11 protein-coding genes and 1 pseudogene are annotated in these 13507 nt (G+C 73.4%); 7 read left to right on the top strand and 5 right to left on the bottom strand.

Annotation, left to right across the window (positions count from 1 at the left end; translation table 11 throughout):
- The first annotated feature begins 28 nt into the window (after nt 1–28).
- Entirely contained in the window at nt 29–901 is an 873-nt protein-coding gene (locus ACIRRH_RS27920; RefSeq protein ID WP_403072851.1) for a TauD/TfdA dioxygenase family protein, read from the top strand.
- Nucleotides 902–976: 75 nt separating this feature from the next.
- Here ACIRRH_RS27920 and ACIRRH_RS27925 read toward each other — a convergent pair whose 3' ends face one another.
- Together ACIRRH_RS27925 and ACIRRH_RS27930 are read right to left on the bottom strand one after the other, a co-directional pair.
- Nucleotides 977–1744 (bottom strand): SpcZ, encoded by a 768-nt coding sequence (locus ACIRRH_RS27925; RefSeq protein ID WP_403072854.1) that lies wholly within the window; start codon nt 1742–1744, stop codon nt 977–979.
- A 459-nt stretch (nt 1745–2203) separates the two neighbouring features.
- Nucleotides 2204–3583, bottom strand: a complete 1380-nt coding sequence (locus ACIRRH_RS27930; RefSeq protein WP_403072857.1) for a rhodanese-like domain-containing protein — start codon at nt 3581–3583, stop codon at nt 2204–2206.
- Between the two features lie 569 nt (nt 3584–4152).
- On the opposite strand from ACIRRH_RS27930, the gene ACIRRH_RS27935 reads away from it, so the two are divergent.
- The 5 genes from ACIRRH_RS27935 (at nt 4153) to ACIRRH_RS27955 (ending at nt 10726) form a co-directional block, all read left to right on the top strand.
- Nucleotides 4153–4542, top strand: coding sequence for a rhodanese-like domain-containing protein (locus tag ACIRRH_RS27935; protein ID WP_403072859.1), 390 nt, complete (start codon nt 4153–4155; stop codon nt 4540–4542).
- Nucleotides 4539–5288 carry a sulfite exporter TauE/SafE family protein gene (locus tag ACIRRH_RS27940; protein WP_403072862.1) on the top strand — a complete coding sequence of 250 codons (750 nt, stop codon included), beginning with the start codon at nt 4539–4541 and terminating at the stop codon, nt 5286–5288. The genes ACIRRH_RS27935 and ACIRRH_RS27940 overlap by 4 nt, the downstream gene beginning before the upstream one ends.
- Before the next feature lie 74 nt (nt 5289–5362).
- Nucleotides 5363–5929 carry a rhodanese-like domain-containing protein gene (locus ACIRRH_RS27945; protein ID WP_403072865.1) on the top strand — a complete coding sequence of 189 codons (567 nt, stop codon included), beginning with the start codon at nt 5363–5365 and terminating at the stop codon, nt 5927–5929.
- Between the two features lie 268 nt (nt 5930–6197).
- Nucleotides 6198–8564 (top strand): RICIN domain-containing protein, encoded by a 2367-nt coding sequence (locus tag ACIRRH_RS27950; protein ID WP_403072868.1) that lies wholly within the window; start codon nt 6198–6200, stop codon nt 8562–8564.
- A 110-nt stretch (nt 8565–8674) separates the two neighbouring features.
- Entirely contained in the window at nt 8675–10726 is a 2052-nt protein-coding gene (locus ACIRRH_RS27955; RefSeq protein WP_403072871.1) for an alpha-galactosidase, read from the top strand.
- A gap of 7 nt (nt 10727–10733) precedes the next feature.
- Here ACIRRH_RS27955 and ACIRRH_RS27960 read toward each other — a convergent pair whose 3' ends face one another.
- Nucleotides 10734–11177, bottom strand: coding sequence for a hypothetical protein (locus ACIRRH_RS27960; protein ID WP_403072874.1), 444 nt, complete (start codon nt 11175–11177; stop codon nt 10734–10736).
- A gap of 182 nt (nt 11178–11359) precedes the next feature.
- Here ACIRRH_RS27960 and sigJ point away from each other — a divergent pair, with 182 nt between their 5' ends.
- Nucleotides 11360–12316, top strand: coding sequence for an RNA polymerase sigma factor SigJ (gene sigJ / locus ACIRRH_RS27965; RefSeq protein WP_403072877.1), 957 nt, complete (start codon nt 11360–11362; stop codon nt 12314–12316).
- On the opposite strand, the gene ACIRRH_RS27970 is transcribed toward sigJ, so the two are convergent.
- Together ACIRRH_RS27970 and ACIRRH_RS27975 are read right to left on the bottom strand one after the other, a co-directional pair.
- A complete protein-coding gene (locus tag ACIRRH_RS27970; RefSeq protein WP_403072880.1) occupies nt 12313–12924 on the bottom strand; it encodes a hypothetical protein in 612 nt (203 codons plus the stop codon). The two genes, sigJ and ACIRRH_RS27970, sit on opposite strands and share 4 nt — an antisense overlap.
- A 368-nt stretch (nt 12925–13292) precedes the next feature.
- A pseudogene (locus ACIRRH_RS27975) lies at nt 13293–13487 on the bottom strand (saccharopine dehydrogenase NADP-binding domain-containing protein); the annotation flags it as partial.
- Nucleotides 13488–13507: the final 20 nt, after the last annotated feature.

Raw genomic sequence — 13507 nt, forward strand, 5'->3', positions numbered from 1 at the left:
CCGGATCCCCACACCGCAGGAGCACGTCATGGAGCAGTACGAACTGGACGCCGTCAAGGCCGTCACCACCAGGCCCGCCGAGGAGTACCGGACCATCACGGTCGACCCGGTCACCCCGGTGATCGGTGCCGAGATCTCCGGCGTCAACCTCGCGCAGGAACTGTCGGCCGATCAACTGGCCGAGCTGAGGCGGGCGTTCCTCCACCACCACGTCCTCGTCTTCCGCGACCAGGACTTGACGGACGAGGACCACAAGCGCTTCGCCGGGCACTTCGGCGAACTGCGCCCGGTCAACCCGCCCCCGGTCGACGCGGATCCGTACATCCTGGAGATCAGCACCAGCGCCGAGGCGGAGAACGTCGCCGGCAACGGCTGGCACGCCGACGGCACCGCCGACGCCGAACCCTCGCTCGGGTCGATGCTCTACATCACCCGCGTGCCGGAACCGGGCAGCGGAGGCGACACCCTGTTCGCCAACATGCACCTGGCGTACGAGATGCTGTCTCCGACGATGCGCGACCTGCTCGACGGCCTGACCGCGATACACGACGGCCTCGTCGCCTTCCAGGGCTACACCCCGCCCAAGGGGTACGTGATACCCAGGAGCGAGCACCCGCTGGTGGTGCGTCACCCCGAGACCGACCGCAAGATCCTCTACGTCAACAAGGCCTACACCGCGCGCATCCCCCAGCTGTCGGCCGACGAGAGCCGGGCGCTGCTCGACATGCTCTTCGCCCTGCCGGCCCAGCGGCCCATGCTGACCTGCCGCATCCGTTGGAGCCCCGGCACGTTGGTGTTCTGGGACAACCGCTGCGTTCAGCACCACGCCACGTACGACTACTACCCGCACACCCGCTACGGGCGCCGGGTCGCCATCAACGGCGGGCCGCTCAAGGGCTGAGCCGGCTCGGGCTCGGACCCGGGCCCGGGAACCGACTGCGCCGTCGGGCTCGACCGGGTGCCGGGTCGGTCCGGTTCAGGCCGCGCCTGCGCGGGCCAGGCCGGCGGCGAGACCGTCGGCCAGCCGCGCCCAGGTGGCGCGCTCGCCGCGCTCGTCCTGCCGGCCGGCATGGACCCGCACCACCGCGCGGACCCGGGCGGACGGATAGGTCTCGGCATAGGCGGCCGGGTCCGCCGCCGCGTACGCGGCCGCCACGGAGGCCGAGTTGGCCAGGGCGTTCGCGTCGGCATGGGAACGCACGTTGGCTGCGGTGTTGAGCTCCGCATAGGTCTCGCCGTACTGGGCGGCCTCGGCCTCGCCGTAGCCGTTCGCCAGCGCATAGGAGCCGGCGGCGGCAGCGGCCGTGGCGTAGGCCTCGGCGTAGGGGTACGCGTGGCGGAAGAGCTCCCGCATCTCCGGTTCGAGCGCCGTGCGCCACGTGCCCTCGTCGATCCGACCGCCGCTCAGGGCCCGTGCACGCAAGGCCAGTGCGGCCTCGTGCGGCGCGTCGGACCCGCCGCGCCGTGCACTCGCCTCGGTCAGTATCGGGCCGACGGCGGAGCAGTACCAGTCGTGAACCACGCTGAAGGGCACCCTGCCGTTCAATCGCTCCAACTCCTGGTGCACACGGCGCGCCCAGGTCCTCGCCACGTCGGCGTCCATGCCGTCGAACAGCACCTCCGACACCTGCGCCAGCCAGGACGGCATGGCCGGCCCCTCATCTGGTGCCGCCGCCCCGCCGGGGGCCCGTGCAACGGTGCCGAGTGAAGAGTAGAAGGCCGAGAAGGTCTCGGATAAGGTCATCTGTTCTGCTCCTGAGTGGGCTGCCTGCTTGCTTCGGGCCGTGCCGTTTCGAGTCGTACGGCTGCGGTTCACCTCAGCCCTGGGGGCGGGCTGTTCGGCCCCCCCGCCTACCAATGCCGACGATTCGCTGACGGGGGATGGTTCACCAGGCCTCTGGTTCCCTCTCGGAGCGATGGTTCGAACCGCGCGTTCGAAGTGGCAGTCACCCTGTCCGGCGCCTGACACTCCAGCTGTAGATCTTGATCACGCGGCGGGAGGGACTTCAGGTGACCTGCTGCACGAACCACATCCCAGAAGCATCACATCTGTTCCGCACCCCCGCGGCTGTGCCCCCGCCCCCTCCCCCGCCCCCGGACCGGGCACCGATGGGTTGGCGTCCTGGGGGCACGTGGCGGGAGCAACCTTGAGGAACGCCCGCGGCCCGGGCAGGGGGGTGGGCCGGGACGGCCGGGCTCAGCCTCAGACGGAGTGGGTGAGGGTGTGCCAGGCGCCATAGCCGCCAAGGAGGTCGGAGACATCGGTGCGACCGTGGTGGCGCAGCAGGCTGGCGGCGATGGAGGAGCGGTGGCCGCTGGCGCAGTGGACGACCAGGGGGCGGTCGGTGGGGATCTCGTTCAGGCGGCGGGGGAGCTCGGCCAGGGGGATGTGCAGGGATCCCTCGATGAATCCTGTTTCGCGTTCGCCGCAGGTGCGCACGTCCAGGACGGTGGGGGGCTGCTCGCCGGCGAGTGCGGTCCGCAGCTGGTCGGCGGTGAGGCGGCTGGCGGGGGTGACCTCGTCGGCCAGGGCGGGCAAGGCGCTGCTGGGGCTACGCAGGTAGCCGGCGATGCGATCGAAGCCGATGCGGGCGAGGCGGGTGATGACCTCGTCCTCACGGTCCTGCGGCGCGATGATCGCGATGGTGCTGTCAGGGGTGAGGACGGTGCCGGCCTGTTCGGCGAAGCGGCCGTCGATGGGGACGTTGATGGCGCCGCGGATGTGTCCCGCGCCGAAGTCCTGGGGGCTGCGGGCGTCGAGGACGACGGCGCCTGCGGTGCGGACTTCCTTGAAGCCTTCGGGGCACAGGGGGCGGTCGGCATTCGCGCGGTCGAGCAGCGGGTGGTCCTGCCGGTTGAGGGCGGCGTCGTGGCCGAAGTAGGCGGGGGCGGCGGGCTGACCGGCGGCGACGATGCGGACGAAGGCGTCCTCGTCCATGGGCTGGCAGGCGTAGTTGGTCAGGCGCTGTGCGCCGATGGTGGACTGCTTCTCGGTGGAGAGATTCTTGCCGCAGGCGGAGCCGGCGCCGTGAGCAGGGAAGACGCGGACCTCGTCGGGCAGGGCCATGAGCTTGCGGTGGATGCTGTCGTAGAGCATGGCGCCGAGGTCCTCGGCGGTGACGCCGGCGGAGGCGAGCAGGTCAGGGCGGCCGACGTCGCCGATGAACAGGGCGTCGCCGGTGAGCACGCCGTACGGGACTTCGTCGGCCGCGTGCTCGTAGACGAGGATGCTGATCGACTCGGGGGTGTGTCCGGGGGTCTCCATGATCCGGAGGGTGACGTCGCCGAGGGAGATGCGTTCGCCGTCGGTGAGGTGGCGGATGGGGTACTCGGTCTCGGCGCGGTGGCCGTAGCCGATCCAGGCGCCGGTGCGGGCTGCGAGTTCGAGGTGGCCGGCGAGGAAATCGGCGTGGAAGTGGGTGTTGATGACGCCGACGACGGTCAGGCCACGCGCCGTGGCGTCGGCGAGGTACTCGTCGACGTCCCGGCGGGGGTCGACGATCACGGCCTGGCGGGTGGTCTCGTCGGCGATCAGGTAGGACGCCTGGGAGAGGCAGTCAAGGTAGTACTGACTGAAGATCACGGGGTGTCTCCTTTCGTTGGGGTCTGACCAGCTGGCCACGCATTCAAGCATACCCCCGGGGGTATTTATTCCGACGGACGCAACCGCTCGGCGCGTCTCTGTCGAGATACGGCTCCCTGCGATCGGCCACGTGGCCGCCGGCGCCGATGCACGAACCTGCTGGAGACGCTCCTCTCTTGCCCTATCACGCGGCGGCGGTGCGACCGAACTGCCCTCCCCCTCGATATTCGGGCTCCGCGAACTGGGCGAAGTGCACGGGAACCCTCCTGGGCTGCGTCGGGCGCCACAGCGCCACCTTGATACCCCCCTCGGTATATTTGCCAGCATACGGCCTCACCGACCGATACGGGCGGGGGTATGGACGAACGATTTCGATAATACCCCCGGGGGTACTATGGTGGACATCGAGGGGGACGGCCACCGCCACCGAGCCAGGTACGGGCGGAGCCGAGGATGCGCGGTCACGCCACCGCGCCGGGCCACTGGGCCCGTACGGACGCCCGCGGAACCCGCGACACCCCCGTCACTCCGGACCACTGCGGTCCGGCCTGCACCACTGGAGACATCACATGCCTTTGCCGCCGCACGCCCACGGGCCCAACGCCCACGGACACAGCGCCCCCGGGCAGGCCAACCCCGCCGAGGCCCACGAGCTCGCCCGCACCGGCGCCGCCGTCCTGCTCGACGTCCGGGAGGCCGCCGAGTTCACCGCCGGGCACGCCCCCGGCTCGCTGCACCAGCCCCTGATCGGGCTGGCCGCCGGCGTCCCGCTGCCGCCCGAAGCGGCCGGGCGGACCGTGCTGGCGATCTGTCGCTCCGGCAACCGCTCCCAGCGCGCGGCGGAGCTGCTCGCGCAGCGCGGCGTCGAGGTGCTGAACGTGGCCGGGGGCATGAACGCCTGGGCTCTGGCCGGGCTGCCGGTCACCACGCCTGGCGGCGGCGCCGGCCACGTGATATGACCACGCTGCTTCTGGCGCTCGCCGCCGGTGCGGTGGTCGGGCTCGCACTGGGCGGGCTGGGCGGCGGCGGCAGCATGCTCGCCGTCCCCGCGCTGGTCTACCTGCTGGGCTTCAGCCCGGCGCTGGCCACCACCGCCAGCCTGGTGATCGTCGCCGCGACCTCGCTGACCGGGTTGCTCGCCCACGCCCGGGCCGGCCGGGTCCGCTGGCGTACCGGCGCGCTCTTCGCCGCCGCCGGACTGCCCGCCGCCATGGCCGCCGGGGCACTGTCCGCCCATCTGCCGGGCGCGCTGCTGACCGGCGCCTTCGCCGTGCTGGCGGCGCTCGCGGCCTGGCGGATGCTGATGCCACCCAAGGCGCAGGCGCAGGAACGTTCCGCCGCAGGACTCGGCCGCTCCACGGCGGCGGGCGCCGGACTCGGCGCCGTCACCGGGCTGCTCGGCGTCGGCGGCGGCTTCCTCGCCGTACCGGCCCTGGTGTCGGTGCTCGCCTTCACCATGGCCGAGGCGGTCGGCACCAGCCTGCTGGTCATCACCGCCAACTCGCTCGCCGCCCTGCTCCCCCGCCTCGGCGCGACCGGAGCGATCGACTGGGCCGTGGCCGCGCCCTTCACCGGGGCCGCGATCCTCGGCGCCTGGGACGGCAAGCGGCTGGCCGACAAGCTCAGCGGGCGCACCCTCCAGAAGGCCTTCGCCATCGCCCTGCTCGCCGTCGCCGCGCTGATGCTGATCACCACGCTGAGCTGATCACAGCGGCGGGCCGACGCCCCCGATCCCACCCCCACCACCGGTACCACCCTTCCCGAGAGGACCCCACTCCGATGACCACGCCACTGACCGTCGAGCAGCTCCAGCCCCGCCTCGAACAGCTCACCCTCATCGACGTCCGCTCCCCCGGCGAGTACGCCGCGGGCCACATCCCCGGCGCCCTGAACGTCCCGCTGGACCAGCTCGACCGCGCCCTGCCCGCGCTGCGCGAAGCCGCCGGGCACGGCGAGATCGCCGTGGTCTGCGCCGCCGGGCCGCGTGCCGACAACGCCTGCCACCGGCTGGCCGACGCCGGCATCCCGACCCTCACCCTCACCGGCGGCACCAACGCCTGGGCGAACGCCGGCCGACCCCTGGACCAGGTGGCCGGCGCCCGCCGGGTGTGGGCACTGGACCGCCAGGTCCGCCTGGTGGCCGGCTCGCTGGTCCTGGCCGGCGTGCTCCTCGACCTCGCCCTGCCGGGCGCCCGCTGGGTCTCCGCGGCCGTCGGCGGCGGGCTGGCCTTCTCCGCGCTGAGCAACACCTGCGCGATGGGCTCACTGCTCTCCAAGCTCCCGTACAACCGGCCCCGCCCCGGCACGCCGAGCCTGGACCAGACGCTCGCCGCCCTCGGCCGCTGAGCCCCGTCCGGGGCCCCGACCGTCACGGGACCCCGGACCACACCCCCACCGACGTGAAGGCCCTGCCCACCCCCGCCAGGCAGGGCCTTCACCGCTTCTGACGGTCACCTTCCGGAAGTCGTCACGGTACAGCCCGTTGACGCGATCGAGCCAGGGATGTGAAATGTCACCCATCACATGCGATGCGTCACACCGCTGTTGCCGAATTTGAACGTTCAAAACCCATCGGCCACCATCGCCCACCCACCCGACCGGAGGTAGCTCAGCCATGCCGCCCCACCCCCGCGCCTTACCGACCGGTCTCGCCCTCCTGACCGTCCTCGCCGCCCAGGCCCTCGGCGCCGCCCCGGCCCCGGCGGCCGCCGGGACACCGCTCGTCGACGGCGGCAGCTACGTGCTCGGCTCCGCCCTGGACGGCAGCTGCCTCGGCCCCCAGTACGCCCAGCCCGCCCCCGGCACCCCGGTGGTCGGCGCGGCCTGCGGCCGGCTGCTCAGCCAGCGCTGGCAGCTGCGCCGCAGCGGCGGCGACTACCTCCTGGTCAACGCCGCCAGCAACCGCTGCCTCACCCTCGGCGGCCCGGACCACCGACCCGCCACCGCCGACTGCGGCAGCTCCCCCGAGGCCGAGCGCTTCACCCTCTCCCGCGCACCGCAGGGCACCTACACCCTCACCGCGCGCGGCACCGGCGCCTGTCTGACCGCCGACCCGACCCCGGTGAACCACCACTGCGACGCCCGCCCCTCCCACCGCTGGACGCTCACCCGCACCGAGCCGCTGGTCCTCGCCGACCCCGGCTTCGAGCAGGGCTCCGGCAGCTGGACCTTCACCGGCCACACCGGCACCGCCACCAACAACCCGCACGGCGGCAGCCGCCTCGCCTACCTCGACGCCGGCCCCGGCTACGCGGTCAGCCAGCAGGTGACCGCCGTCTCCGCGGGCACCTACGACCTGTCCGCCTGGATCGCGACGGGCGGCGCGGGCGGCACCTTCTCGGTGAGCGTCAACGGCACCGTCGTGCGCTCCCTCCCGCTGCCCGAGCAGCCCGTCTACGCGAAGTACACCCTCCCCCGGGTGCCGGTCGCCCCCGGCGACCGGCTGACCCTCACCATCGGCTCCTCCCCGACGGGCTGGGTCAACGTGGACGACGCCGCCGTCGCCCCGGCCGCCCCCAACGACCCGGTGATCAGCTCCTCCGACCCCGAGGCCGTCGCCCTCTTCGACTGGGCGAAGACCAAGGCCAACAGCTGGGTGCAGCAGGCCGGCGCCACCGGCGTGCTCGACCAGGACGAGAACCACCCCGGCGGCACCGGCACCGGCACCTACGACGCCAGCTACTGGGCCGGTTACCCGTTCCGCTCCGCCTTCTACAGCCGTGACTTCGCCCACCAGCTGGTCGGCGCCCACCTGCTCGGCCTGGACGCCGAGAACAAGACCATGCTGCGCGGCTTCGCCGCCTCCGCCACGGACGTCAACAAGCTCTACCCGGTCTGGGCGCTCAACTTCGACGCCCGCAGCCACCTCGCCATCGACTACCGGAGCCCCGACCGCTTCGTCCGCGAGCTGCCAGCGCCGTTCGAACTCGTCCAGCAGGCCGGCGAGGCCTTCCGCTGGACCGGCGACCGCGACTACGCCGAGGATCCGGGCCTCGGCCGGTACGTCCGCAACACCCTCGGCCCGTTCATCGCCGCCCGCCCCGGCCCGGTCGACAACGGCGGGGTGCCGATCCCGCAGGCCACCAGCCGCAGCATCTTCGCCGGTACCGCCAGCTACGCCGAGAACGCCACCCGCACCTACGCCGAGGCCGGCGACGCGGTCGGCGCCCAGTACCAGGCCTACCTCGCCGCGGCCGCGCTGGCCGAGGCCCGGGGTGACGCCTCGTCCGCCGCCGGCTACCGGAAGGCCGCCGACCGGCTGCGCACGTACGTCAACTCCACCTGGAGCGTGGACGGTTCGCAGCCCGGCGAGGTGGTGCACGGCTACGACACCGCCGGCAAGCCGATCACCGGCTGGGGCTACGAGGCGAGCGTGCTGATGCCCGTCAAGCGGCTGCTCGACCCGGGCCCGCGCCGGGACGGGTACCTGGCCGCCATCGACGCCGCCGACTCCGGCCCGGAACGCTCGGCCAACCTGGAGGCCTACACCTACCTGCCGGACGCGTTCTTCGCCAACCACGACGGCACCACCGCCTGGAAGTGGATGCGGCACATCTACGAGAGCACCGGCGAGCCGCACGTGAGCGGCGCGATGCTGAACGGCGACTACCCCGAGGTCCCGTTCACCCTGCTCGCCCAGACCGTCCAGGGCCTGCTCGGCGTCACCCCGGACGCCGCCGGTCACGCACTCACCACCGTCCCGCAGCTGCCCGCCTCGATGGGCTGGCTCCAGGTCGCGGGCATCCCGGTCGGCGCCGGCACGGTGACCGTCCGCCACGACGGCGCGCAGCGCAGCACCGTCACCAACACCGGTGCCGAGCCGCTGACCTGGGAGGCCCGCTTCCCCGGGCAGCACGCCCGCATCACCGTCGACGGCGAGCAGCGCGAGGCCCGCACCACGACCGTCGACGGCGCGGCCTTCACCACCACCACCGTGACCCTCGCCCCCGGCCGCTCCGCGACCGTGACCGTCACCGACTGACCCCCACACCGCACCACCGCGGCCGGCCGGCCCCACCCGGCCGGCCGCGCTCTCCCCTGGGACTCCCTGACGGACCGCCATTCCCCCCCCACACCCTCAGGAGGGCGCACATGCGCCGAACCCGCCGCCGTGTCGCGGCATCCCTGCTCTCCCTCGCCCTCGCCACCGCCGGCCTCGGAGCCGTCGGCCTCGGCACGGCCGCCCCCGCCGCCGCGCTCGGCAACGGCAACGCCCTGACCCCGCCCATGGGCTGGAACTCCTGGAACTCCCTCGGCACCGAGGTCACCCAGGAGCAGGTCGTCCAGACCATCGACTTCATGGCCGCCAACGGCCTGGTGGCGGCCGGCTACGACACCGTCACCATCGACGACGGCTGGTCACTCTGGCACCGCGACGGCCAGAACACCGACCTCGTCCGCAACGCCGACGGCGGCATGCAGTTGTACGACAACGCCGGGAACCCGGTCAGCGGCACCGACGGGAACGGCGGCGACCCCACCTCCGGCCACCTGATCCCCCGCCCCGACCACTTCCCCGCGCAGACCGTGGACGGGCGCAGCGTCAACGGCATCGAGTACCTGGCCCGCTACGCGCACAGCAAGGGCATGAAGTTCGGTCTGTACGCCACCGACACCTACCTCACCTGCCAGATGCACCCCGGCAGCCTCGGCCACGAGTCCACCGACGCGGCCGACTTCGTCTCCTGGGGCGTCGACTTCGTCAAGTACGACGACTGCCCGTACGGCCCTCAGATCGTCGGCCCGGACGGGCACAACTACTACACCCAGGGCGAGGGCAAGGAGCTGACCCGCTCCATATACGCCCGGGTGCAGACCTTCCAGCACGCCCTGGACGCCGCCTCCGCCGCCCAGGGCAAGCCCAAGGTCACCCTCAGCGTCTCCGCTCAGCCCGCCCACACCGGCGTCCCGTACCTGCTCGCCGCCGACGACCCGGCCCGCACCGACCCGGTGGTCCAGGCCGCCGGGACCGCCCCCTTCAACGCCCCCGGCTACGCGCCCACCGGCGTCTGGTGCGGCCAGGTCGCCAATCTCTGCCGGATCGGCGGCGACCGGGACAGCGAGCTCGACGGGGTGCTCTGGAACGGGCAGTTGCGCACCGCGCTGCAGTACCCGGGCAACGTCCGCCCGGGCAGCTGGAACGACCTCGACATGATGTTCACCGGCTGGCAGGACGTCTACGGCCTGTGGGGCACCACGGACACCTGCGTCTGCCACAAGCCCTTCACCGACGACGAGTCCCGCACCGAGACCTCGATCCTCGCCATGCTCGCCGCGCCGCTGATCTCCGGTGCCGACCTGCGCACCGCCGCGCAGTCCCAGCACAGCGACCGCGGCTACACCTGGTCCACCGGGATCAACGAGGCGAGCCTGGCGGTCCTGAAGAACCGCGAGGTGATCGCCGTCGACCAGGACAGCCTGGCCAAGCCCGCCACCCTGGTCGGCGCCAAGCCTGCCGACGGGCACGCGCCGGTGGTCCTCAAGCGGCAGCTCGCCAACGGCGACACCGCCGTGCTGCTGGTCAACCAGGACCCGTCGGCCGGCCGCACCGTCGCCACCAGCCTCACCGAACTCGGCCTCGGCGGCTCCGGCTACCAGGCCAAGGAGCTGTGGACGGGCGCGAGTTCGACCGTCACCGGACCGCTCGGCGCCTCGCTCCCGGCGCACGGCGCGGCCCTCTACCGGCTCACCCCGAAGTCGACGGGCGGGCCGTCGGGCGTCGTCGACGACGGCAAGTACCACGCGCTGACCAGCGGCGGCCTCGCACTGTCGCTGCTCGGCTCCTGCACCGCGCCGATCGGCTCGATCACCGACCTGGAGGCGCAGCGCCCCGGTGACGCCGCCCAGCAGTGGACCTTCACCACCAACTCCGACGGCACCGTCCGGATCACCGACAACTGCGACACCGACACCCACCGGCACACCGTGCTCTCCGCCGGAAGCTCGGCCGGCTACAGCGCCTACCTGCTCGACCTGTCGCCCGGCAACCCCTGGCAGGAGTGGAAGCTGACGCAGGACCCGGCCGGCGCCGTCACCGTCACCAACGTCGCCACCGGCCTCGTCCTCGACGCGGGCGCCGGCACCGCCGGAACCCCCGTCACCACCCGCCCGGCCGCCGGCCAGAGCTGGACCCTCGGCTCCTGAGGGTCCCTCACTCCCGGGTACCGGCCGTCCGCTGCGCAGAGCGGGCGGCCGGCATCCGGACCAGCACCGCCACGCTCAGGCCGAAGATGAGCACGCCCAGCGGGACGTGGACGGACGGCACGTGCGCGATGCCGAGGACGACCTGCGCCGAGGCCAGCACCAGGAAGCCGGACGCGTACAGGATCGGGCGGGGCGATCCGCCGCCCGGCCGCCAGGCCAGGACGGCGGCGAGCACGTACAGCATCGAGGCCCCGTACATCACCCGCGCACCGACGCCGTGCAGAGTTTCGCCGTAGGAGGTGGAGAGCAGCAGGCCGGCCGAGACCGCCTGCAGGAAGACGGTCGCGGTCTGGAGCGCGACGGAGACGCGCAGGAAGGTACGGGTGCGCTGTTCCACCACCGTTCCCGACGCCGTTCGCGCCGTTGCACCCGCCGTGCTGTGGATGGCCATGTTGCGTACCCCTCTTCTGCCTCGCGGCGGTTGATCGATAGTGTCCCGGTGATCCGACGACACAGGCCGGCGAAGTGTGAGGCGGGGTTGCGTCCCGGGCCGGGGATCGCACTCCGGTGCACTGTCGAGTCGGAGCGGCGAGAGCGGAAGCGGACGAGACGCAGCAGGGAGTGGCCCCGACCATGAGCACCACAGCCGAGCCCGGGCGGGAGCGGTCCGTACCTGACCTGAGCGTGATCGTCGGCGAGCGGCGGCAGCTCGTCAACCTCGCCTACCGGCTGCTCGGTTCGCTGGCCGAGGCCGAGGACGCGGTGCAGGAGGCGTACGCGCGCTGGTACGCACTGTCGCGACCGCAGCAGGAGGCCATCGCCTCGCCCGGCGCCTGGCTGACCACGGTGGTCACCCGGGTCTGCCTGGACCTGCTCGGATCGGCCCGGGCCCGGCGGGAGCGCTACGTGGGCGAGTGGCTCCCCGAGCCGCTGCCCGACCGCAGCGAGTGGATCGGCGGGTCGGCCGGCGGCGGACCCGCCGATCCCGCGGACTGGGTCACGCTGGACGAGTCGGTGGACATGGCCTTCCTGCTCGTCCTGGAGACGATGACCCCGGCCGAACGGGTGGCGTTCGTCCTGCACGACGTCTTCCGCTACCCCTTCCCCGAGGTCGCCGGGATCGTCGGCCGGACCCCGGCTGCCTGCCGGCAGCTGGCCACCTCCGCCCGCCGCCGGGTCAGGGCCGTACAGGCCCCGGCGACGCCGACGGGCGCGCAGGCCGGTCTGGTGCGGCACTTCAAGCAGGCCTGGGAGGCCCGGGACATCGCTGCCCTGGTCGGTCTGCTCGCCCCCGACGCCACGATGACCGCCGACGGCGGCGGCCTGGCCGGCGCCGCCCTGCGCCCGGTGGTGGGCGGCGAGCGGATCGCCCAGTACCTGATCCACCTCGCCGACAGGGCCCCCGGGCTCACGCTCCTCGAACGGACCGTCAACGGCCGCCCCGGCCTGGTCGCCCGGCACGCCGGCGTCAACGCAACGGTGGCGGCGTTCGGCCTGGCGGACGGCCGGGTCACCCACATCTGGGCGGTCCGCAACCCGGAGAAGCTGCGCCCGTGGAGCACGAGTCACCTGGCCGCCGACGCCCCCTAGAGGTCCTCCACCACCTCCACCCCGGGGCACTCGCGCGCCAGGTCGCGGAAGAACCGCTCGCCGTCGATCACTGCCTCCGGCGCGTGCACCCCCGCCGGCCCCACCGTTGCGTCCAAGAGCTGCGCCAGCCCCAACCCCGCCGGGACCCCCGTCGCCTCCGCCATGTCCGCCAGCAGCGCCTCCGCCCCGGTCAGACGGGCGAGGGCCGCGGCGGGGCGGCCGTCGCGCGTGCCGGTGGCGGCGGCGAAGAACGGCGGGAGGGTGCCCGGGCCCCGGAGACGAGGGGCGCGGGCGGCGGCGCGCAGGGTGCGGCGCACGGTGGGGTGGTCGAGGTCGGCGGCGGCGCTCTCGTTGGTCAGCCGTCCGGCGTCGAGCTCGTCGCGCAGCACGTCCAGGTAGGCGGCGGTGGCGACGGACACCACCATGAGGTTGGCCGCGTCGCCGGCGGGCCGCAGGTTGCGGTGCAGGGTGACCGGCTCCGGGTGGCCGACGGTGTAGGCGGTGCCGCGGTGGCCGCCGGGCAGGTCGAGGGTGACCGGGCGCAGCGGGGGCCGCCGGACGAGCCGGCCGCCCTCCACCGCCGCGACCGTCCCGCTGATCTGCTGCATCCAGTGCACGGCGGCAGCCGACACCGCGCCGCTCGGGTCGCGCAGCGAGGTGTCCGCCTCGTGACCGGGCGCAGCGGGGGCCGCCGGACGAGCCGGCCGCCCTCCACCGCCGCGACCGTCCCGCTGATCTGCTGCATCCAGTGCACGGCGGCAGCCGACACCGCGCCGCTCGGGTCGCGCAGCGAGGTGTCCGCCTCCGGGCCGACGTCGACCGGCCAGGCGGTGTGGACGTCGGTCAGGGTGTCGAGGCGGGCGGCGGCCCGGGCGGCGAGCAGGTTGCTGACGCCCGGGCCGGCGCCCATGCCGAGCATCGCGCGCACCCCGGCGGCGCGGGCCTCGTCGTCCAGTTCCAACATCGCGACGGTGGGTTCCCAGTCGTCGCAGATGTCCAGGTAGTGGGTGCCGGTGCGGATCGCGGCGCGCAGCACGTCGAGGCCGTAGCGGTAGTACGGGCCGACGGTGTTGACCACGGCGTCGGCGTCCGCGAGGGCCGCGTGCAGCTCCCGCTCGTCGGTGACGTCGACCCGGGTCGCGCGTACGGGCACCGGTGAGCCGGCGGCCAGTGCGGCGGCGGCGCGGCGGG

Source organism: Kitasatospora sp. NPDC101235 (genome assembly GCF_044767505.1).
In the GTDB taxonomy this organism is placed as follows: domain Bacteria; phylum Actinomycetota; class Actinomycetes; order Streptomycetales; family Streptomycetaceae; genus Kitasatospora.